Source organism: Bacillus sp. B1(2022), assembly GCF_040259625.1.
In the GTDB taxonomy this organism is placed as follows: domain Bacteria; phylum Bacillota; class Bacilli; order Bacillales; family Bacillaceae; genus Bacillus; species Bacillus velezensis.
The window spans coordinates 31317-52449 of record NZ_JANIFO010000008.1; the positions used below are offsets into that span (position 1 = coordinate 31317).

The window sequence follows — 21133 nt, forward strand, 5'->3', positions numbered from 1 at the left end:
GTAACACAATAAAAAATCATTTCTGCAAAATTTCTCAGAAATGATTTTTTTATTTCTTCTCGCTATTACACGCTCATCCAGTCAGGCGGCGTATTGCGGTCCCAGTAAATGCTGCCGAGCTCATGATGTGATTGAAATCCGTCTTCAGCGGTATGGTAATGAAAATTAAACCAGTAGCCGTCTTGCGGAGGATGATCCCGGCGGACGTGGAACCTTAAAAGATCTTCACCCGTCAGCCTGTTATACACATGAAAAATTTTTTCAGTTTTTCCGGCCGACGGTTTGCTGGAAATAACCACATCCTGATACGCTTCATCATCTTGAAACTTGGCTAAATGTCCTGTGATCACATCTTCGATTTTCGGCAGAATTTCACTTCTGTAATCATCTTCAATGACCGGAGAGATTTTGCTGCCGAATTTTAAAAATGATTGATTTTCAGCATCACCGAGAAGCTGCTGCTGATACGATTGAAACAGAAATTCAGGCTCCCGCCCTGCCTTCTCTTCTCCCGGCAGGGCGTGTTCATCATAAAAAGCGGTGTAATCATTCTGCTCAAGACTGCTCGACTGTCCTGAAGGCTTGTCTGTCATCAAAGCAGCCGGAGGAGACACGAGTCCGAACGTTACAATGGTAAACAGAACCACAAGGGTCTTTTTCATCCACAATTTCATGACAGATTGTTCCCCTCTGTTTTATTGTCCTCTTTTCCTTTATTTTAGCATAGATGAAAGCGCGGCGTCATGTCCGGCAGCGTATTATCATGCAATATGGGAAATTGGTAACTGTGACTGAGCGGATAAACCGCTTACAATAAGAAGGAGAAAAAGGAGGGGATGAGATGATTAACGCTTTATTTGCGACTGTATCACTTCTCACGCTGCTTTATTTTGTCGTTATGGAAATCACTGATTAACGAAAAAGAAGCCCATGATATCATGAGCTCACATGGATGACACCAAAGTGGAAAAGCGCCGTCTTTCTTTTCAGCACCTTGAAGCCGTATCGTTCAAACCGCGGGCTTTTCCAATGGTCTTTAAGCACTACGCATTTTTTCGCCGCCCGGACGGCTTGCGTGATGCACTCTTCGTTAAAACCCTCTTCTGCCAGCGCGCGGAGCGGTGCAATGCCGTCTGACGTTTCTACAGGTTCGTGAAACATCGGGTCAAAATAAATGACATCTACCGATGAATCAGGAAGCTCCCGCAAATAATCGGCGCAGTCGGCATGTTTGACCTGAATGCGTTTCATGGCGGTTTGGAGCTGCTCCATTCCGGTTTCCCACGTTTGAAGTCCTGTTTCTACAAGCAATGAGACAAGCTTGTTTTTCTCCAGGCCGATGACTTGTCCGCTTTTTCCGACTGCCAGGCTTGCCAAAATCGCATCGGATGCCAGGCCGAGCGTACAATCTAAAAAGGAATCCCCTTCGCGTAATCCGGCTGCTTTTAACAACGGCTCGGCTTCACCTCTCAAAAACCGCTTTGCGCGGAACATCGCTGTATTCGGGTGAAAAAAGAACTTCTCCCCTTGCTTCGTGTAAAGTTCGAACCGTTCCTTTCCGATGACTAAAAGATCGCTAGCCGCTCGTTCCAGCATTTTTTCAATGGGCTGTTTATTGCGGCTGCAGTAAGTGTCACCCAGCTTGACACTGAGCGACTGCGCTGTGTGTATCGTATATTCGCTTGGTCTGTAACTCGTTGTGATCATCTTTTTCTCCAAAAAGAAAATGCCCGGAATTCGGGCATTTCAGCAGTGCGCATCGAAGGCATCCGTCAGATTTTTCATAATTTCCTCCATGTCATGCCCTTCGATTTCGTGGCGGGGAATAAAATGAACGACCTCTTTCCCTTTTAACAGCGCCATTGATGGCGAGGAAGGTTCCTGCCCCGTAAAGTATTCACGCATTTTTGCAGTTGCGTCTTTATCTTGACCGGCAAATACGGTAACCGTATGATCAGGCGCTTTTTCATGCTGTAAAACAGCCTGAGTCGCAGCCGGACGGGCAAGACCGGCTGCACAGCCGCACACGGAGTTGACAACGACCAATGTCGTGCCCTCTGCCTGTTCCATAAAGCTTTCTACTTCTTCAGCAGTCGTTAATTCCTGAAAACCCGCACCTGTCAGCTCACGGCGCATCGGCACGACCAGCTGGCGCATATATTCTTCATAAGCCATTGACATAAAAAAGCCCCCTCTAAAATCCTTATATGAAGTCAAGGATACTATAGAGGGGGCCGGAATTCAATTGTTCAGGCCTCTGTTTTATATTTTCATGATTCCGCCCGTATTGGCGCTTGTTACGAGTTTGGAATACCGGGCCAGATATCCTGTTTTTACTTTCGGCTCGAAGCCTTTCCATTCGGCCTTGCGTTTTTCCCATTCTTCTTCAGGCACTTGTACGTCCAAAATCCGTTTTTCTATGTCAACGATGACATGGTCGCCGTTTTCTACGAATGCGAGCGGGCCGCCTTCAGCCGCTTCAGGCGATACGTGCCCGATTGAAAGGCCCCGGGACGCTCCTGAAAAACGGCCGTCTGTAATAAGCGCCACTTTCGGGCCAAGCCCCATTCCGACAATCTGAGACGTCGGAGCGAGCATCTCCGGCATGCCCGGGCCGCCCTTTGGCCCTTCATAACGGATAATGACAACATCTCCTTCTTTTACTTTGCGGTTTATAATGCCTTCAAGCGCGGCATCCTGGGAATCAAAGACGACAGCGGGACCTTCATGTCTTGTAATCCCGTCCTGTACGCCGCCTGTTTTGATAATGGCGCCGTCCGGAGCCAGATTCCCAAACAGGACGGCCAAACCGCCTTTTTCGGTAAACGGATTGTCAAGCGGATGAATCACGTCATAATCCTTTACTTCATGACCCGCAATTGTTTCTCCGAGTGTGCGGCCTGTTACAGTCAGCGCGTCAAGATGAAGCGCCCCTTCTTTTTTCGCTAATTCATTAAGGGCCGCCGAGACTCCGCCCGCTTCGTGCAGATCTTCAATGAAGACGTCCGAGGCCGGCGCCAATTTCGATAAGTGAGGCACTCGTTCAGCCACTTCGTTAATGCGTTCTAAAGAGTACTCAACCCCAGCTTCATTGGCAAGCGCAAGCGTATGTAGCACTGTGTTGGTTGAGCCGCCGAGAGCCATGTCTAACGCAAATGCGTTATCAATTGCTTTTTCGGTGACGATATCGCGCGGCTTAATGTCTTTTTTGATGGTCTCCATCAATTGGGCCGCTGATTTTCTCACAAACTCTCTTCTTTCCGGTGAAGTTGCAAGAATTGTTCCGTTGCCCGGAAGCGCCAGACCGAGCGCTTCAGACAGACAGTTCATGGAGTTTGCCGTAAACATGCCCGAACAAGATCCGCACGTCGGGCAGCCGAACTGTTCCAGCTCCTGCAGGTCGCTTTCACCGATTTTCCCGGCTTGATATGCGCCGACGCCTTCAAATACTGAAGAAAGCGAAATTTTGCGGCCGTCGCTTGTGCGGCCGGCTGCCATCGGCCCCCCGCTGACAAAAATGGTCGGAATATTAATCCGCATAGCCGCCATCAGCATTCCCGGCGTAATTTTGTCGCAGTTCGGAATGCAGACCATTCCGTCAAACCAGTGCGCCGAGACGACCGTTTCAACTGAATCGGCAATGATTTCGCGGCTCGGCAGCGAATATCTCATGCCGATATGCCCCATTGCGATTCCGTCATCTACTCCGATCGTGTTAAATTCAAAAGGCACACCGCCCGCTTCCCTGATTGCTTCTTTTACGATTTTTCCAAATTCCTGCAGGTGAACATGCCCGGGAACGATATCGATGTATGAATTACAGACCGCGATAAACGGCTTGCCGAAGTCCTCTTCTTTTACGCCGGCAGCGCGAAGAAGGCTGCGGTGCGGCGCTCTGTCAATTCCCTGTGTGATCATGTTGCTGCGTAATTCTGCCATGGTGATCCCCCTACTGTTTTTAGACTGTGCACTATTTTTAAAATTTTCAGTTTATTCTAGGGCGCGTTCTGCATATTTTACAGTGTCTTTGCCCTGTCTCGCTTTACTATTCTTTCTGTATTTCGATAAAAACCCTCCAACAATTAATATTGTACTTACTATATAGAGTTTTGAATCATTTTTCAACAATATTCTAAATAATTTTTATAAAAAGTGAATTCAAATAAAAAAGGTGCATGGCGCACCTTTTTGTTATAACTGTTCTTTTTTTCTGCTTTCAGTCATCTGTTTCCAGACTGAACCTTTCGCCTCTTCTCCGTGCTCAATCCGTTCAATCGCCATTTTGACTTGCAGGCTGACTTCGAATTCCGGATCGTCTTCCGCCGCTTTTAATGCTTCCAGCGCGCTTTCATCGCCGACTTCATATAAAAACATGGCCGCGCGCCAGCGCACGAGCTTGCTTGAGTCACTGAGCGATTTAATCATGGCCGGGATGGCGCTCGCATCGCCGAGATCCGACAGACAGTCACCAGCCGTCCTTCTGACCGTCACCGTTTTGTCTTCAAGCGCTTTGTATAACAGCGGAAGCACAGACGGCTTTTCGATCATTCCCAAATAAACGACGGCTTGTCTTCTGATCGAAGTCTTCGGATCATGCAGCGCCTTTTCCAATACTGGTAAATCGTCTTCATCCGGATCCATTTGCTCAAGATGGGCATAGCGCTGTTTCCAGTCTTCATCATCAAGCATGTCCAGTGTCACTTTATAAGCTTTCCGCTGCACTGCAGGTCTGGCCTCACCCTTTTGCTGTGCGGCTGCTTCTGTCAGGCGTTTGAGCCGCTCATCACTGTAGGCGGCCTGAAGCTCTTCTGTGACATCGTGTCCGATTTCGGTAAAATCTCCGAAGCGCACGCCTTGTTCTTTCCAAGTCCGCTCAAATACAACATTTGAAGCTTCGGAACGCAGCTTTAAAATGGCTTCTTGGAAACGTTCCGGAAGGCCGAAGCGCTCTTCACGTTCGCCGTCCGTCAATTTGACCTGCATCGGGATTCCGCTGAACATTTGTACGAAAACTTTCACTTCACCGAACGATTCCTGTTCAGAACGGCTCTCAGACTGCTCCGTATGTTCCATTCCGAAGGCGGAACGGACCTGAGGCAGAATTTCCTTCCAGTCAAAACGTGCGTTTCTCTCCACAGCCAGGAAATCGGCAACGTGATAAACGCCCTTTACTCCTTCAATGTTTAAAATATCACGTACGACAACCGGAGCATCATCTGCCTGATCGGGCTTGTAATTGTTGCTTTTCCCTGCCGGAAGCTCTTCAGTCAAAATCACTTTCATCGTGTTCGGACTCGGCGTCGGTTCTATTGATTTAATCTTCATATTGGTCCTCCTATGCGCAATCTGACACTTATTCTAACATAGTCGGCACAAGCGTTCTATTGCGCCGCTTAGCTTTTGCAAATGCCGGCTTCTTTTTGGATACGGGCGGCGAACTGCAAAAGAAATTGATGCCGCTCCTCTGCTAAACCGGCCCCCGCTTTTGTATTCATTAAGCCTTTAAGCTTGATTAATTTATCCTCTATATGGGCCAGCACACTTGTTTGAGTTCCGTACATCGGATGACCCTTCGCCCCGGCAAACATAAAAGCCCTGCCGATGCCCGCTGCGCCGATCGCATCAAGCATGTCTGCATCCTGAACAACTTTCCCCTCCAATGAAAGCGGCCGCTTTATCAGCAGTTCCCTGTGTCTGAATGACATTCTCGTGATAATATCCGTGATCTCCTGAATGGAGCCATCCGCGATGTTGAAAGCAGCCAGCCGTTCTGTCACTTCGCCTGCCGTCAGCCTTTCGCTTTTTTCGAGCTTGGCGTCAATCAGATCATGAACCAGCGCGGCCGTCTCAGTGATAAATAAGTCGGCGCCTTCTTCTTTTGCCATATAAACAGAAAGTGTTGCGACCCGGGAAATATGAAGCCAGTCATGGCCCGTTCGTTCATTGATAAGCTTGTCTCTGACCCAATTCCTGACGCTTTCCAGCTGCTCTTTTTCGTTCACCGTATCACCTCTTATCGGGCCAAAAGCCTCTGCACCGTATCTTCAAGCTCTTTTGGGTTGACGTTCGGTGAAAAACGCCCGGTGACTTCACCGTTTCGGTCCACGATAAACTTAGTGAAATTCCATTTGACCGCTTTTGTGCCGAGCATCCCCTTCGCCTGCTCCGTCAGATATGTGAAGAGAGGATGAGCGTCTGCTCCATTGACATCAACTTTCGCAAACATCGGGAATGTGACTCCGTAGTTTTTCACACAGAACTCTTGAATTTCCGCTTCGTTTCCAGGTTCTTGGTTCATGAATTGGTTGCAGGGAAATCCCAATATTTCAAGACCTTCCTCCCGATATGTATCATAGAGCTCCTGAAGCTGCTTGAGCTGGGATGTGAACCCGCATTTGCTTGCTGTATTCACAATGATCATCACCTTGCCTCTGTAAGCCGATAGCGTCATGTCTTCGCCTGTTATGGTCCGTACGTTTATATCGTAAATTGTCATCTGCGGCCCTCCTTTTTACATTCTCCATTTATTTTACCTGTTTTACACTGCAAAACAAACGGAAACCGCTTTTTCCTTCCACTTAACGGAAAACGTTTTTTTCGAGGAACCAAACGGCTCTTTACCCGTCATAATAAAGAGCCGCTCCGAATTTATGCCCATTTGCCGCTTTTATCCCTGTCATTATGCGTTAAATGCGGTTTATTACGCCGGGATGGATTGAAAAATGGCTTAAAAATTTCTATAATGAAGAAAATTAACGGGGAATAACGGAGGTGGCATGTTGCCTATTAATATACCAAATCACCTGCCCGCTAAGCAGGTGCTTGAAAGTGAACACATCTTTGTAATGGATGAAAGCCGGGCTTTTCATCAGGATATCCGGCCGCAGAAGATCGTGATTTTAAATCTGATGCCGAAAAAAATCCAAACGGAAACCCAGCTCCTCAGGATGCTTGGGAATTCACCTTTACAAGTTCACTTTACGTTCTTAATTCCGAGCACACATACTCCAAAAAATACGGCAAGGCAGCATCTGGATGAATTTTATACGGATTTTTCCAGCATCCGCCACAAACGGTTTGACGGAATGATTATTACCGGGGCTCCGATTGAGCACCTGCCGTTTGAAGATGTTTCTTACTGGGAAGAATTGAAGGAAATCATGGAATGGAGCAAAACGAATGTCACTTCAACCCTCCATATCTGCTGGGGCGCTCAAGCCGGTTTATACTATCATTACGGCATTGAGAAAGTGGAGCTGCCGAAAAAAATCTTCGGTGTGTTTGAGCATACCGTTCTTAAAAAACATGAGAGATTGGTAAGAGGATTTGACGAGCTATACTATGTGCCCCACTCACGGCATACAGATATTAATACGGAGCAGCTGCAATCGGCTTCGGATCTGGATGTGCTCAGCGTTTCAGAGGAAGCGGGGGTCTGTTTAATCGTTTCAAAAGACGAAAAACAGATTTTCTTAACGGGTCATCCGGAATATGATACCGATACGCTACTTCAGGAGTATGAGAGAGACATAGAGAGAAATCTTTCAAACGTAGAAGCTCCTAAGCACTATTTTGCGCCCGGCGGGAAAGAACCTGTTAACCGCTGGAAAGCTCATGCAACGTTATTGTTTATGAATTGGCTGAATTATTACGTATATCAGGAAACCCCGTATGAATGGGATTAATTTTTGTTTTGAGTGATACGGTGACAAAAATATGATAAAATACTCTTGATTCAGTATGCGTATAACAAAACTTTAAAATAATGGAACATATCAATTAAATTTAGTTTAAATATGTTGCCGCGCTTATTATAAAATGATGCACTTGTGTTATGTTTATCTATAGACAATAACTCCTTACGATGCATGAAGCTTGCTTGTTGTTGATTACATTGAGGTGAATTTACTTGAATACCAATAAAAAAGTATTAATTTTGACTGCAAATTACGGAAACGGGCATGTTCAAGTGGCCAAAACGCTCTACGAACAGTGTCTGCGTCTCGGCTTAGATGTGACGGTTTCCAATTTGTATCAAGAGTCAAATCCGATTGTTTCAGAGGTTACTCAATACCTTTATTTAAAAAGCTTCTCAATCGGGAAACAGTTTTATCGTTTGTTTTATTACGGAGTTGACAAAATCTATAATAAACGCAAATTCAATATTTATTTTAAAATGGGAAATAAACGTTTAGGCCAGCTCGTCGAAGAGCATAAGCCGGACATTATTATCAATACATTTCCGATGATTGTCGTACCGGAATACAGACGGAGAACCGGAAAAGTGATCCCGACGTTCAACGTTATGACCGATTTCTGCCTTCACAAAATCTGGGTTCATGAAAATGTTGATAAATATTATGTCGCCACAGATTACGTGAAGGAAAAACTGATTGAAATCGGCACTCACCCGAACAACGTAAAGATCACGGGCATTCCCATCAGGCCTCAATTCGAGGAATCAATGCCGAAAGAGCCGATTTATAAAAAATACAATCTCTCTCCCGACAAAAAAGTTCTTCTTATTATGGCGGGAGCGCATGGTGTGCTGAAAAACGTAAAAGAACTGTGCGAAAATCTCGTTCATGACGATCAGGTGCAGGTTGTGGTGGTATGCGGCAAAAACAGCTCGCTGAAAGAATCCCTCAGCAGCTTGGAAGGTGACAATGCCGACCGGCTGAAAGTTCTGGGCTATGTAGAAAGAATTGACGAGCTGTTCCGTATTACGGACTGCATGATCACGAAACCGGGCGGCATCACACTGACGGAAGCGACGGCGATCGGAGTACCCGTTATTTTGTACAAACCAGTTCCCGGGCAGGAAAAAGAAAACGCCATTTTCTTTGAAGATCGCGGTGCGGCTGTCGTGGTCAACCGCCACGAAGAAATTTTAGAGTCTGTCACCTCCCTTCTTGCGGATGAGGAGAAGCTGAACCGGATGAAGGACAATATTAAAAGCCTTCACCTCCCCAACTCTTCTGAAGTCATTTTGCAGGACATTATAAAAGAATCTGAAATGATGGCCGGGAAGGCGGATATGGCATTATCGTAAAAGAAAAGCACACGAACGATTCGTGTGCTTTTTGTTTTTTCCGGTTAAGCTTTGTTACTGGAAAAATAAAGATAAAAAATAGGGAGCGGCCGCTTGACGTCCGCTCCCATATGGTGTATAGTTGAACCATCATTTAACAACGTTTACATACGTACGGTTGGATGATGACAAAATTTTTTTTAGCACGAAGGTGCTACAGTACTAGGAGGAATTAAGCAATATGCAAAACGGTAAAGTAAAATGGTTCAATAACGAAAAAGGATTCGGCTTCATCGAAGTTGAAGGCGGAGACGACGTATTTGTTCACTTCACTGCTATCGAAGGAGAAGGATACAAATCATTAGAAGAAGGACAAGAAGTTTCTTTTGAAATTGTCGAAGGTAATCGTGGACCTCAAGCTTCTAATGTTGTAAAACTCTAAACTCAATACATGTTGATCAGATGACAAATAGAGGAGAGGCGTATGCCTCTCCTATTTGATTGCCGTCTGAATCTCAATTGCAACAAGATTCTGCTTGCAGCGCTGCTCGATCTCTTCAATTTGTTTCTCCATTGACGGCATTCCTTTTTTTGCCATTTCCGCTAAACTTCCCAAATCACCGTATATCTCTTTAAATGTCTGCTGAAGGATTGTTTTTAAATCTTTATCATTCACGGCTGGTTTTTCCCTTCTCTCCCAAGATACCCTGAATAATAGTAAATAAGCCCTAATTAATCAGGTTCAATAGTTATATCGGCTTATTTTCTATATTTTTTTCTATTTTCCGTACATATTTCTAAAAAAAAATCTCCAAACTATTTGCGGAGGTGTTTTTTAATGGACTCTGAATTTTTTCCAAACGGACTGACGGATAAACGCCAGCTTGAATTAGCGGTGGAAACGGCCCAGAAAACAACGGGAGCGGCTACCCGGGGCCAAAATTCAACTTTGGTGGAATCTGCATACCAGGCGATTCAGGATGCCAGAACGATGTCACAATCCAGTGAACTGCAGGCTCTCGACCAGGATTTTCTGCAAAAGCAGCGAATGCTTCTCGACGATTGCCAGCATCAGCTTGATGAATTCGAAAAATAAAACCGCAGAAACTGCGGTTTTATTTTTTATTGATTTGCCAGCACCTTGCCGTAGGCTTTCAGCTTCTCCCCCACCGTGCATTGGTTGATGCAGAAAGAATGAGCGTGCGTTTTTCCAAACTCTTTGCGAAAATGCTTTTTTACGAAACAGTCTTTGCAATATTCATCCTGAAGCTCAGTCAATTCTTTATAAATGCTTTTTTTATCCAATATCAGTCATCTCCGTTACCTTCTAATGTTATGCGGCTTTCAATCTGCCGGTCCGAGAGAATTTTTCTGGCAAGGTCATCCGCTTCTTGATTTTCCTTTCGGTTTACGGCTTCATATGTCGGTGTCAGCTTTAAGGATTCAAGCAGCGCTTCAATTTTATCCAGCCATTCGTTTTGCGTTTCATCATAACACGGCCAGCTGCCGTCAAGCTGATGCAAAACGACGAGGGAATCCCCTCTTATCGTGATCGAATTTCTGCTTGCGCCAAGTTCCTGCACTTCCTTAAGCGCTTCGTATAAAGCGGCATATTCCGCCTCATTGTTCGTCTGAAGCGTTAAGCTTTTGTTTTTCCGTATGCGGTATCGCTTGCCGCCGAGAGAATAATACACGACAATTCCGAGTCCGGCGCGTCCGCTTGTTTTGTCAAAGCCGCCGTCGAAATACACTGTAATGTCGTCAGGTTCGTGCGCAAGCTCTTCAGTAAGCTTTTCTAATTCTTTAAGCGTCCAGCTCGCGCCTTTTTCATCCTCAAAATAAATGTCTTTTATATAAGGAAAGCGGCTGACTTCTCTTGCAAGCATGCGCGCTTTCGGAACGGTCAGCCAATCTTCGGAAAAAAATGCGACAGGGCCTGTTCCTTTTGCTTCTATTTCGATATACGGCTTAAGATTCATTGAAATCACCTTACCATTCATTAGTTGACGGGCGTGTGCTATAATCAAACCATTCTCAAATTGAAAGGAAGTCAGCAGGTTTTGTTTAACGATGTGTTATGGATCTTATTTGCGGTCATTCATTTTATCATTGTTCTTCTGTTTTATAAAGGATTTGGCAAAACGGGCCTATTCGTATGGATCGGTTTCGCCACGGTGTGCGCCAACTTGCAGGTTGTCAAAACAGTCGAACTGTTCGGGCTTACGGCGACACTGGGAAATATCATGTACGGCACCGTTTTCTTCGCAACGGATGTGCTGAATGAAAAATACGGTCCCAGGGAAGCGCGCAAAGCCGTGTGGCTCGGGTTTTCCACTCTGCTCGCTTTGACATGCGCCATGCAGGGGGCTCTTTTATATAAACCGGCTGCGTCAGATATCGCACAGCCTGCCCTTGAGACGATTTTCGGTTTTCTGCCGCGTGTTGCGCTCGGAAGCCTCTTGGCTTTTATTTTCAGCCAAACGATAGATGTTTATGTATATTCAGCCATACGGAGAATCTTTCCTTCAGACAGGCTTCTCTGGCTCAGAAACAGCGGAAGCACGGCGCTCAGCCAGCTGCTGGATACATTTATCTTCACTGCCGTGGCCTTTATCGGCGTTTATTCCGCGGGAGTATGGTTCAGCATCTTCATTTCAACTTACCTGATTAAATTTGCGGTATCACTCATTTCTGTCCCTTATGCGTATGCGGCAAAACGAATGACACCGAATGGAGAGTGACGGATGATGCCCGCTGAAATTTATGTAGACGGTGCAAGCGCCGGAAACCCGGGCCCGTCCGGTATCGGTATTTTTATTAAACATGACGGGAAAACAGAATCTTTCTCAATTCCGATCGGCGACCAATCAAATCAGGAAGCTGAATTTCTCGCTTTAATTGAAGGAATGAAGCTGTGTGCCGCCCGCGGATTTGAGTCCGTGTCATTCCGGACGGATTCGGATATCGTGGAGCGGGCCGCAGATCTTGAAGCGGTTAAAAACAAGGCTTTCCAGCCGTTTGTTGACGAAATCATCCGCTTAAAGGCCGAATTTCCATTGTTTTTCATTAAGTGGATTCCCGGCAGACAAAACCAAACAGCCGATCAGCTCGCAAAAAAAGCGATTCGGCTGAATAAATAACCGGAATGAAATTGCGTCTCACTGTTCATCCTACAAATGAGGTGAACAGCTATGAGAAAGGAAAATAAAGGCCGGCTGACCGGGGGCGTGAATCCTCAGGGAAATATGGAAGGAAATGCGCATAAAGACCCGAAATCAGCCCTTGAAAACAACGCAAAAAAAAGCAATACAAAACGCTAGAGGGATCAGCTGATCTCTCTGGCGTTCAGCTTTTCGAGCATCCTTTCAATTCCTTTTATCTGATGACGTCTGAGCATTAATGCCGCCTCTTCCATCTTTAATGAAAAAAGCGCTTCTTCAAGCGTACAGACTAACGGCACCTCGCAATGTATTTCAGCAAGCTGCCTTGACAGCTCCAATTCTTTCAAGCTTTGCTGAATTTTCGTTTGCTGGCCCTTCGGCAAGAGAGCGAGGCTTTCTAATAACCGGTCTATGTTTTGGTATTCACGGATCAGCTTGTACGCCGTTTTTTCCCCTATCCCTTTAACGCCGGGATAGTTATCGCTCGTGTCTCCCATCAGCGCCTTAATGTCAATCAGCGCTTTTGGCGGAACTCCCGTTTCTTCTCTAAATATCTCATCTGTATATACCTTATAATTGCCGATACCCTTTTGCAGCAGCGCTACTCGAACTTGATGATTCAGCAATTGAAGCAGATCTTTATCACCCGTTACAATCGTAATTTCCGCTTCCCCGGAAAATAGGGCAGAAAGCGTACCGATACAGTCATCCGCCTCATAGCCTTTTATGCCGATGTTTAAAAAACCGAGCTCTCGCGCTGCTTCTTTCGCTAGATCAAATTGCGGAATCAGCTCTAGCGGCGGTTCACTTCTGTTGGCCTTATAATCTTGAAACAAATCATTGCGGTACGTTTTGCTTCCCATATCCCAGCAGCAGACGACATGTGTGGGCTGAAACGTATCAACCGCCGTAATAAGATGCTTTAAAAAACCGTTGACGCCGTTTGTGGGAATTCCGTTTTCATTTATCATAAAATTGCGATGAACGGCCGTCGCGAAAAACGAGCGGAACAAAAGCGCCATGCCGTCAACGAGCAGTAATTTATTATTCATATATCGAAACTCCTTTTTATTCAATGTTCCTATTTTACCAAAGAAGGCGGTAAAAAAACAGCATCCCCCCATTTGGAAGATGCTGCCGTCACGTTATTCACCGTGTCTTTTATTGCTTGCCATCAGCTTTTCAGCTTCACGGCCGGCATAAGAATCAAATTTCTGTCCGAAGCCGTTTTTCTTTTTGGCATTGTTATTCTGCTGAGCATTTCTGTTTCCCAGTTTTGTTCTGCCCATGGTCATATCCCCCTTTAGAGAAGATACGGATAGTATGTACAGCAAGCGCTGATGACACACGCGGCAGGTTCATCCATTACTGTCTGCTGACGAATTCTTTCACCATCTCTTCACTTACGAATCGTCTTTGCGGCACGATGCCCTTTTTCGCCAGCTGGTTCATTTTTGCGGTGATGCCATTGATGGCATCTGTCGTGAACGGTTTATTCTGTCTGCATTTTACAATTGCTTCTTCAATGGCCTGTTCACGCTCATAATCAAGCTGTACAAATGTTTTGACGTGCTGATGCTGTTTTGCGGAATGTGCTGAAATTGCTTTATGGACTTCTGACATAAAAGGTTTCATCTCGCTTTTTTTCATTTTAGTCTACCACGACTGTTATCTGCCGCCAACCGGATTTTTAAATTTTCAGCATTTCATCTTTCTTTTTCCATGCTTTTTCGGCTTCGTAAAGGTGTTCAATTTCCCTTGCACTCGTATTTTCCGCAAGACCTTGTAAATAAGTGTCCCGCTGCTCGCGGATCTGGGAAAGGCTTTTATCCGCCATGTCTTCTTGCAGACGGCGCACCTGCTCAGCATATCGCTCTGAAAGGCTTTCTTTCTCCTGCTCAAGCCACTTTTCTGTCACTTTTTGCAGGCTCAGCCTGAGCCCTTCTACAAACGCTGCTTTTCCGTTCTGTTCAAAAAACTGCTTCGGTGATTTAACTTCCTTTACGTGATGTGAGAATGCCGAGACGTCAATGACCGGGGCGACCTCTTTCAGCTGAACGGCAAATTCGTTTTCACCGCTCACATAAATGGAGAAATCTCCGTCTTCCATAAGCTTCTTCTGACAGTTTTCCATCCATTCCTCAGTCATATGGCGCTCAATAAAACCGGTCATCCGGATATCGAGCGTTTTCAGCTCTTGAATATATTCAAAACGGAATTCCTTGAGCGCCTCATTCAGCGCCGCTGATATATTTCGTTTCCAATCACCGTTTTGAAGACCCGGATGAAAGGCGTTTTTCAACATATCATTCGCATAAAACGTCAGGCGGTGTTTAATGTGATAGAGCTGTTCTTCCGTATCTTTCATCACTTTTCGAATGATGACCTCAGACGTACGGCGCTTTGAAATGTCAGCGAGAGCTTTTTCATAGGAAGACTTCAGACGCTGTTTCTTTTTCTCTTTTTCTTCTGCCGACTGGTGAAGAGATTCGTGAAGCTGTTCCACCATATCGCACAATTTGTCCGCCTCTGTTTTCAGCTGGGCGCAGCTGGCCCTCATTACATCTTCCTCAATAAAGTGCTCAAGCCCGGTTCTTACATCAGAGAACCTGTTATAAAAAGTTGCTTTTTTACCCGCAAGCTCTTCTTTACTTGAGACATGATATAATTTCGGCCGGTTAATTCCCTCTTTTGAGAGTTCTGAGCGGACATAGTCTTTGACGGTTTCCAGCTCGCTTTCCGTTTTGGCCAGATCGGCGGCGTTAATGACAAAAAACATTTTATCCATGCCGAATGATTCTTTGACGAGGCCGAGTTTCTTCAGAAAGGACCTGTCTCCTTTTGAAAAAGAATGCTGATAGTACGTCATATAAAAGAACGCGTCAGCATCTTTTATATATTGAAAGGCAAGTTCCGTATGGCGCTTGTTTATACTGCTTGCTCCCGGCGTATCAACAATGGTGATGCCTTTTTGCGTGAGAGGCGAATCATAATACACGGTGACTTCTTTTACGCAGCAGGCCGTTTTTTCTTCGGCTGCGTACGGTTTTAAATCTTCAACCGGCACCGTCAGTGTCAGCCTTTGACGGATCTGTTCTTCGTACGTATCAAACGCCTGCAGCATCGTCTGAATCACCGGGATGAGTTCATCCGGAATTTTTCCCTTTTTAATGGCATAATTCCATCTCTCTTTCAGTGAACGCCCCTTTACATCAGCATCTTTCAGCTCAGTCAGCTGAAGCATTTCAGCGTCCAGCTCCTCCTCCGTTTTAAAAACGATCTCCGCAGATTTATGCGGTTTGCCGTCTTGCGGTTTCGTTATTTTGTTGATCGTAGCCGTTGTGGGCGTCGGTGATGACGGAAGCACGTATTCACCGACAAGCGCATTTGCAAATGATGATTTACCGGAACTGAATCCGCCGAATAACGCCAAGGTAAACTGGCGGTTTTCAAGCCGCTCAATCCTGCTTCGAAAGGCTTCTGCCTGTTTTCCTAATATGCTCGAGGATTCAAGAATCCCGGCAAGCTCATAGAACCGATCTGTCTGCTCTTTTATAGGAAGTTCCTTCATCGCATTTTTTTCGGGCTTGCTTACTTCATGCTGTACAGCCTCTTTTGGTTTCTCTTTTTGGACGGGCGCTTTCGCAAGGCGTTTTTTTCGCGTATACCAGTCGCCGCTTCCCGTATCACAGGTCAATTCTTCTTCCCACAAAGCGCGGACGCGGGCTGCTTTTTCCAAGGCACTGCGTTCTTCTTTTGCCGATTGCGCGAGCTCATCTCTTATTTTCTTTTCTTTTTCGAGCCGGTTTTTCAAGTTCTCAATGAGCGGTCCGTTTTTTGTCTGAACATAAGCGGTCAGCTCCTCAATGAGTTCCGCTGTCTGTCTTTTGGCTTCCCTTCTGATCATTTCAGCGAGGTCTTTCGTATAAGTTAATACGTATTCAGATGAAAAGGACGCTCCCTGCTTAAGGGCCTGAGCGGTGATATCATCAGAAAGCGGTGTGCGGTACGCCTGGATTTTCTTGATCAGTTCGTCCGAATCCGATTCATACCGCTTGGCCGCTTTCGTAAATGTGTCGATAATATGCCAATCCGCTTCCCCTTCCGTTCTTTTTTTAATATCGGCAAAAAATTCAGCATGCCTTCTTTCTTTCTCCTGAGCCGTTTTCGCTTTTGAAAAGAATAATCCGGTTTTAAATGAGGGCTGCTGTGATTCAATATAAGCAGATGCAAGCTCCCTCATCTCAAAGGGTGTCAGATTAGCATTTTGCAATATGTTCTGTACGTCTTTTCTGATGTTTTTCTCTGCTGTTTCAGCCTGTTGAACGGCTTTTTTAAGCTCACCTTCAACAGAACGGACAAGTGCTTCTTGTTTGTCAAACTGCTCTCCGCTGCCGTTTTTATCATCTTTTACGAGCATCTCTGTATGCTCTTTGACTAAGTGTGCAACTTTTCTCTCCGTTAAGGACCATAAATTTGTTTTTGCCTGCTGTTTCAGCTTCTGCAGATGTTTTTTCAGCTGTTCCATGCCGTTTAAAGGATGGTCAGGCTCAGTGACAGACGTAAAGAAAAGCGATTCTTTCGGTATTCCCGCGCCTTCAAGCATGTCTTCCACCTGCCTGCGGTACTCTTCAAACTTCGTTTCAGTTTCATCATGTCTGTCAATTTGGTTGACGATCAGAAACAAATTCGGAATACGGTCTTTGATGGAGCTGAGAAACAGCATATTTTCTTCTGAATGGACGTGATTATAATGAACGACGTAAAATAAAGCGTCAGCCTGATGGAGAACCGAAGCGGCAGATAAAAAATGCGCTTCGTCCGTCGAATCAATTCCCGGTGTGTCAATGTAGGCCGCATAAGGCTCTGACTCCTTAAAGCCGGCATAGACTTCCACCGTTTCAATTTGCTCACCGTCTTTACAGAATTGCTGCACTTGTTCTTTATCGTAAATTCCTTTAATTTCTGCATAAGCCCCGTCCGTCGTATGAAGCACGACTTTATCTTCACCGTGCCGGATGACAACGAGGTTGGCGCTTGTGGGAATCGGGCTTGTCGGCAGTATGTCTTCACCAAGCAATGTGTTTAATAAAGAGGACTTTCCGGCCGAATAATGCCCGGTAAACGCGATATAAACCTCTTCATCAGCCGCTTTTTTCATAATGGCCGCGAGCTGATCGGCCCGTTTTTCATCCTGATGTTCCAAAAATTGTGCGTATAAGGCACCCGTTCTGCTGAAAATCTCCCTGTTATGGCGTTCTTCTTCTGTCATGTGTCTTTACCCCTTTGTGTCTGTCGCATCAAATGACGTTTTTCATTTTTAGAAAGCTCTGAAAAAAACCTCTCCCCCATTTTACACAAGAATGACTCACTTTTCTTCAGGAAACGCAAAAAAGCCGCCGATATCGGCAGCTGATAAAGAAAAAACACCCGCGGCAGGAAAAACCGCAGATGTTTAAGAAGACATCGATTTATTCGAAACTTTTTTCAATACGAAACCAATTAAAACACTGTATGTACAAACGGCTGCAAATAAAAATAACATTGTCATTTTCGGCACCACCTTGAATGAGAATCATTTTCATATTTATATCTTATCATGAGTGAGAATGATTTTCAATCTCTATTTTGCGGTGTTTTCTTCTAGCGCTTTCTCTTCGGCGCGAATCCTCACAGTGAGCATGCAGGCATTGAGAAACGAAAAGAGAAACAGTGTCCAATACGCTCCGTATAACAGCGGCAGAAAAATAAATTCTAAGATGACGACCGCGTAGTTCGGGTGCTTCATCCACCTGTACGGCCCCTTTCTGACAAGCTCCGCATCCGGCACGACAAGAATTTTCGTATTCCAATACCGCCCTAATGATAATAGCGCCCAATACCTGATCCCCTGTACAAATAAAATGATACATATAATGGCGGCCCACCTTGGAGAAAGCGTTTTTTGAAACGCCGCCACCTCAGCTGTAAGAGAGACAAAAAAGAGCACGTGCATTAGGACGAGAAAGGGATAATGTCCTTCTCCGTATTCGACTGCGCCTTGCTTTTTCACCTTTTGCTCATTGCGCCGGGCCACGATCATCTCCGCAATCCGCTGGGCCGCAAGCAGCATGATAAACAGCCAAAACATTAAGAAGCCCCCTTTTCCCAGCTGAACAGCAAAAGCTCTGACGAAAATCCCGGCCCGAGAGCGCCGATCAGCCCTTTCTCGTTTTCTTTCTGCCGTCCGTGGAGCAACTGTTCTTTTATCACATGAAAAATAGTTGCGGAAGACATGTTCCCGTGTTTTTGCAGCACCTTCCGAGATGCCGCAAGCTGACCGGTGCCCATTGAAAGACTCGTTAAATAGGCGTCAATGACCTTTTTCCCGCCTGGATGGGCAAGAAAGGTTTTAATGTCGTGAGGACTGATACCATAGTCAAATAAAAATTCATCAACATTGTCCTTCAGCCACTGTGAAACCAGGGTGGGAATGTCTCTTGAAAAGATGACTTGAAAACCGCTGTCGGTGAATTCCCAGCCCATCACATCTTCCGCATCCGGCATCATCACCGATTGAGTGGCGAATATCCGCGGAAGAAGCGGCTGTTTGACATCGTTTCGGTTCGCCTTTTCTCCTCCGATTAGTACTGCGGCAATTCCGTCCGCAAACAGGGAAGTTCCGATTAAGTTGCTTTTTGACTTGTCGTTCGGCTGAAACGTTAAGCTGCAGAGTTCAGCCGCGATAACAAGCGCGTATGCTTCAGGATACGCGCGGCAGTATTCGTACGCCCTGGACAGGCCGGCCGCTCCGCCCGCGCATCCTAAGCCCCAGATCGGTATCCGTTTTGTTTTCGCAGAAAACGGCAGCTGATTCATCACTTTCGCTTCAATGCTGGGTGTTGAAAGCCCGGTGCTGGAAATAAAAAAGATCGCATCGACTTTTTCATATGGAAAGGGATTTGTTAAACAATCCGGGTTTGTTAAACAATCAAGTGCCGCATCCGCACTGTGCTTGACGGTTTCTTCCGTATACAGCCGGTTTTTTTCTGAAAAACCCCGTGCCGTTTTATACCATTCAATCGGCCGGACAAACTGCCTTGATTCAATTTCGCCGTTTTGAAAGGCTTTTAACAGCCGGTCAATATCCTTAAATGAATCGGCAAACATCCCTCTCGCAAAATCCGCCGCCGTTTCTTGCGAGACATGATACTTCGGAATGCTCGTTCCGACAGATAACACATATGCCATGCCCATCACCTCTTTACATAAAGGTTCCCGCTTTTTTCCTGAATGTATGCATAAGTTTGAATCGAGGATTTCACTGACATGCCATTTTAATAGGAAATTGGCCCTTTTGAATAAGAAACCGTTCGACTATACTTGATCCATTCATAAAAAAAGGTTGTGATTGGGATGCTGACACCTGTCATTCTTAGAGGGTCACTCGTTCAGTTAGAGCCGATGACGATTGATCACACTCAGGCACTTTGTGACGCTGCTTCAGAAAATAGGACGACTTACGCTTACACCCATGTCCCTGACGGAATCGAAGAAACAAAGCGTTATATTGAGCGCGCGCTTTCCGATTATGAAAAAAGACTTGCATTGCCTTTTGCAGTACGGAGTCTTGAAACAGACCGAATCGTCGGAAGCACGCGGTTTATGGATGCGGAAGTGTTTACGCGGCCGGCGGACGCAGCTCCGGAAGTGTGTGAGATTGGCAGCACATGGTATGCCTCTGCCGTGCAGCGGACTGGTGTCAATACGGAATGTAAACTTCTGATGCTGACTCATGCGTTTGACGTGTGGCAAGCTGTCAGGGTGACGCTGAAAACCGACGTTCGCAACCAGCGCTCACGGACTGCGATTTTGCGGATCGGAGCCCAATTTGAAGGGATCCGCCGCGCACACATTCCGGCTGTCGACGGCGGTCTCAGAGATACCGCCTACTACGCCATCCTTCGGGAGGAATGGCCTTATATCCGGCAAAACCTTTCTGGCCGGCTCAAAGCATATAACTGAAAAACCTGCCGATATATGGCAGGTTTTTCACATATTCGGATCATGGACGTATAAATTGAGATCGATCCGTCCGTCTGACGTGACCGCTACCCCCTCAGCTTCAAGAGACAGCTTCTGTACAGAAAACATCTCTTCGTCTCTCAATCCGATTTCGCCCTTTGCATTGATGACCCTGTGCCAAGGAAGACGATGCTTTTTACTCATGGAGTGAAGAATCCTCACAACCTGCCTCGCTCCCCGCGGACTTCCCGCAAGATCGGCAATTTGACCATACGTCATCACTTTTCCTTCAGGAATCTGTTTGATAATGGCTACCGCCCGTTCCGTAAATGTCATGCAACTCCTCATTTCGACTAAAAATGATTTCCCTAGTATCATACAACAGTTTTGACGTCATATGATGATGCCTTACTCTGGAGGCTTAAAATAAGATGGTACGAGTTAATAAAACTCATGGGGGAAAATACTTTCTTATATTGACAAAAAGTTAACATAAGTTTATATGGACAAATTTTACATACAGTTATATAATACAGTTGTATCAAATAAAAAAAGGGAGTGTTTTAAATGAAATTTAAAAAAGTTTTAACCGGTTCAGCTCTATCACTTGCTTTACTTGTTTCTGCTGCTCCTGCTTTTGCAGCAAGCCCGGCTGCAGATGGCGGGAGTCATAAAACTGCAGCTCCTCAGGCAGTGTTAAAAACTATATACATCAATGCTAATACACGTGGAGAACTTCTTAATGTAACAGTATTTGCTGGAGTTAAATACTATTTAAAAGATGCCAAGCAGAACAGTGATGGTACATGGACTGGTGAATACCAAGGTTGGTTTTAAGATTATCTAAGGGATAAGAGATTTTTCTCTCATCCCTTTTTTCATAGTTGTTTTCCCTACTAACCTCCTAAAAACCACGATCATCGAAGAGCGTTGTGCG

27 protein-coding genes and 1 pseudogene are annotated in these 21133 nt (G+C 45.6%); 10 read left to right on the forward strand and 18 right to left on the reverse strand.

From position 1 onward, the window contains the following. Positions 1-65: 65 nt before the first annotated feature. The 7 genes from NQS30_RS14385 to NQS30_RS14415 all read right to left on the reverse strand — a co-directional run bounded on the left by NQS30_RS14385 (position 66) and on the right by NQS30_RS14415 (position 6496). The gene (locus NQS30_RS14385) at positions 66-674 is read right to left on the reverse strand and encodes a YpjP family protein (protein ID WP_072589185.1); all 609 of its coding nucleotides are present in this window, start codon (positions 672-674) and stop codon (positions 66-68) included. 262 nt (positions 675-936) lie between these two features. Next, the gene (locus NQS30_RS14390; RefSeq protein ID WP_032870018.1) at positions 937-1707 is read right to left on the reverse strand and encodes a class I SAM-dependent methyltransferase; all 771 of its coding nucleotides are present in this window, start codon (positions 1705-1707) and stop codon (positions 937-939) included. A gap of 39 nt (positions 1708-1746) precedes the next feature. Continuing rightward, positions 1747-2181, reverse strand: coding sequence for a BrxA/BrxB family bacilliredoxin (locus NQS30_RS14395; protein WP_003153619.1), 435 nt, complete (start codon positions 2179-2181; stop codon positions 1747-1749). Positions 2182-2262: 81 nt separating this feature from the next. Continuing rightward, positions 2263-3939, reverse strand: coding sequence for a dihydroxy-acid dehydratase (gene ilvD / locus NQS30_RS14400; protein ID WP_007409524.1), 1677 nt, complete (start codon positions 3937-3939; stop codon positions 2263-2265). Between the two features lie 252 nt (positions 3940-4191). Beyond that, on the reverse strand, positions 4192-5325 hold the full coding sequence (locus tag NQS30_RS14405; RefSeq protein WP_025284899.1) for a conserved virulence factor C family protein: 1134 nt from the start codon (positions 5323-5325) through the stop codon (positions 4192-4194). Positions 5326-5393: 68 nt separating this feature from the next. Next, a complete protein-coding gene (locus tag NQS30_RS14410; RefSeq protein ID WP_085342103.1) occupies positions 5394-6002 on the reverse strand; it encodes an HD domain-containing protein in 609 nt (202 codons plus the stop codon). Positions 6003-6013: 11 nt separating this feature from the next. Continuing rightward, a complete protein-coding gene (locus NQS30_RS14415) occupies positions 6014-6496 on the reverse strand; it encodes a glutathione peroxidase (protein WP_007409521.1) in 483 nt (160 codons plus the stop codon). Positions 6497-6779: 283 nt separating this feature from the next. Here NQS30_RS14415 and metA point away from each other — a divergent pair, with 283 nt between their 5' ends. The 4 genes and pseudogenes from metA (at position 6780) to cspD (ending at position 9473) form a co-directional block, all read left to right on the forward strand. Next, complete coding sequence (metA, locus tag NQS30_RS14420; RefSeq protein ID WP_003153608.1) at positions 6780-7685, forward strand: homoserine O-acetyltransferase MetA; 906 nt, start codon at positions 6780-6782, stop codon at positions 7683-7685. Positions 7686-7909: 224 nt separating this feature from the next. Continuing rightward, on the forward strand, positions 7910-9052 hold the full coding sequence (locus tag NQS30_RS14425; RefSeq protein WP_007409520.1) for a diglucosyl diacylglycerol synthase: 1143 nt from the start codon (positions 7910-7912) through the stop codon (positions 9050-9052). A gap of 93 nt (positions 9053-9145) precedes the next feature. Continuing rightward, positions 9146-9257: pseudogene (locus NQS30_RS14430) on the forward strand (hypothetical protein); the annotation flags it as partial. Between the two features lie 15 nt (positions 9258-9272). Further along, complete coding sequence (gene cspD / locus NQS30_RS14435) at positions 9273-9473, forward strand: cold-shock protein CspD (RefSeq protein ID WP_003153604.1); 201 nt, start codon at positions 9273-9275, stop codon at positions 9471-9473. A 51-nt stretch (positions 9474-9524) separates the two neighbouring features. On the opposite strand, the gene NQS30_RS14440 is transcribed toward cspD, so the two are convergent. Beyond that, complete coding sequence (locus NQS30_RS14440) at positions 9525-9707, reverse strand: hypothetical protein (protein WP_012117812.1); 183 nt, start codon at positions 9705-9707, stop codon at positions 9525-9527. Between the two features lie 162 nt (positions 9708-9869). Between NQS30_RS14440 and NQS30_RS14445 the strand changes: the two genes are divergently transcribed. Then, a complete protein-coding gene (locus NQS30_RS14445; RefSeq protein WP_007409519.1) occupies positions 9870-10127 on the forward strand; it encodes a DUF2564 family protein in 258 nt (85 codons plus the stop codon). Positions 10128-10153: 26 nt separating this feature from the next. Here NQS30_RS14445 and NQS30_RS14450 read toward each other — a convergent pair whose 3' ends face one another. Further along, positions 10154-10336: a zinc-finger domain-containing protein gene (locus NQS30_RS14450; protein ID WP_040238014.1), complete on the reverse strand. Its 183-nt coding sequence runs from the start codon at positions 10334-10336 to the stop codon at positions 10154-10156. A 2-nt stretch (positions 10337-10338) separates the two neighbouring features. Then, positions 10339-11010, reverse strand: coding sequence for a ribonuclease H family protein (locus NQS30_RS14455; protein WP_015417684.1), 672 nt, complete (start codon positions 11008-11010; stop codon positions 10339-10341). 81 nt (positions 11011-11091) lie between these two features. Between NQS30_RS14455 and NQS30_RS14460 the strand changes: the two genes are divergently transcribed. From NQS30_RS14460 to sspL, 3 genes are read left to right on the forward strand one after another with little or no spacing between them, the layout of a single operon-like run. Next, complete coding sequence (locus NQS30_RS14460; RefSeq protein WP_012117815.1) at positions 11092-11772, forward strand: queuosine precursor transporter; 681 nt, start codon at positions 11092-11094, stop codon at positions 11770-11772. A 6-nt stretch (positions 11773-11778) separates the two neighbouring features. Continuing rightward, complete coding sequence (locus NQS30_RS14465; protein ID WP_039255083.1) at positions 11779-12171, forward strand: reverse transcriptase-like protein; 393 nt, start codon at positions 11779-11781, stop codon at positions 12169-12171. A 51-nt stretch (positions 12172-12222) separates the two neighbouring features. Beyond that, a complete protein-coding gene (gene sspL / locus NQS30_RS14470) occupies positions 12223-12351 on the forward strand; it encodes a small, acid-soluble spore protein L (protein WP_003153575.1) in 129 nt (42 codons plus the stop codon). Positions 12352-12356: 5 nt separating this feature from the next. On the opposite strand, the gene NQS30_RS14475 is transcribed toward sspL, so the two are convergent. The 7 genes from NQS30_RS14475 to NQS30_RS14505 all read right to left on the reverse strand — a co-directional run bounded on the left by NQS30_RS14475 (position 12357) and on the right by NQS30_RS14505 (position 19422). After that, on the reverse strand, positions 12357-13244 hold the full coding sequence (locus tag NQS30_RS14475) for a 5'-3' exonuclease (RefSeq protein ID WP_025284902.1): 888 nt from the start codon (positions 13242-13244) through the stop codon (positions 12357-12359). A gap of 93 nt (positions 13245-13337) precedes the next feature. Then, on the reverse strand, positions 13338-13481 hold the full coding sequence (locus NQS30_RS14480) for a hypothetical protein (RefSeq protein WP_003153570.1): 144 nt from the start codon (positions 13479-13481) through the stop codon (positions 13338-13340). A 76-nt stretch (positions 13482-13557) separates the two neighbouring features. After that, complete coding sequence (locus NQS30_RS14485; protein WP_012117818.1) at positions 13558-13815, reverse strand: YpbS family protein; 258 nt, start codon at positions 13813-13815, stop codon at positions 13558-13560. 67 nt (positions 13816-13882) lie between these two features. Next, on the reverse strand, positions 13883-17464 hold the full coding sequence (dynA, locus tag NQS30_RS14490; RefSeq protein ID WP_218791236.1) for a dynamin GTPase: 3582 nt from the start codon (positions 17462-17464) through the stop codon (positions 13883-13885). A gap of 183 nt (positions 17465-17647) precedes the next feature. Continuing rightward, positions 17648-17743 (reverse strand): Fur-regulated basic protein FbpC, encoded by a 96-nt coding sequence (gene fbpC / locus NQS30_RS14495; protein ID WP_025284905.1) that lies wholly within the window; start codon positions 17741-17743, stop codon positions 17648-17650. A gap of 72 nt (positions 17744-17815) precedes the next feature. Then, positions 17816-18322, reverse strand: a complete 507-nt coding sequence (locus tag NQS30_RS14500; protein WP_218791237.1) for an isoprenylcysteine carboxyl methyltransferase family protein — start codon at positions 18320-18322, stop codon at positions 17816-17818. Continuing rightward, on the reverse strand, positions 18322-19422 hold the full coding sequence (locus NQS30_RS14505; RefSeq protein WP_160242096.1) for a type III polyketide synthase: 1101 nt from the start codon (positions 19420-19422) through the stop codon (positions 18322-18324). The genes NQS30_RS14500 and NQS30_RS14505 overlap by 1 nt, the downstream gene beginning before the upstream one ends. Positions 19423-19587: 165 nt before the next feature. On the opposite strand from NQS30_RS14505, the gene NQS30_RS14510 reads away from it, so the two are divergent. Continuing rightward, positions 19588-20196: a GNAT family N-acetyltransferase gene (locus NQS30_RS14510; protein WP_218791238.1), complete on the forward strand. Its 609-nt coding sequence runs from the start codon at positions 19588-19590 to the stop codon at positions 20194-20196. A 27-nt stretch (positions 20197-20223) separates the two neighbouring features. Here the strand turns inward: NQS30_RS14510 and NQS30_RS14515 are convergent, their stop codons facing one another. Further along, positions 20224-20532, reverse strand: coding sequence for an MGMT family protein (locus tag NQS30_RS14515; RefSeq protein WP_007612133.1), 309 nt, complete (start codon positions 20530-20532; stop codon positions 20224-20226). A 231-nt stretch (positions 20533-20763) separates the two neighbouring features. On the opposite strand from NQS30_RS14515, the gene NQS30_RS14520 reads away from it, so the two are divergent. After that, complete coding sequence (locus NQS30_RS14520) at positions 20764-21033, forward strand: hypothetical protein (RefSeq protein ID WP_015240073.1); 270 nt, start codon at positions 20764-20766, stop codon at positions 21031-21033. The last annotated feature ends 100 nt before the right edge of the window (positions 21034-21133 follow it).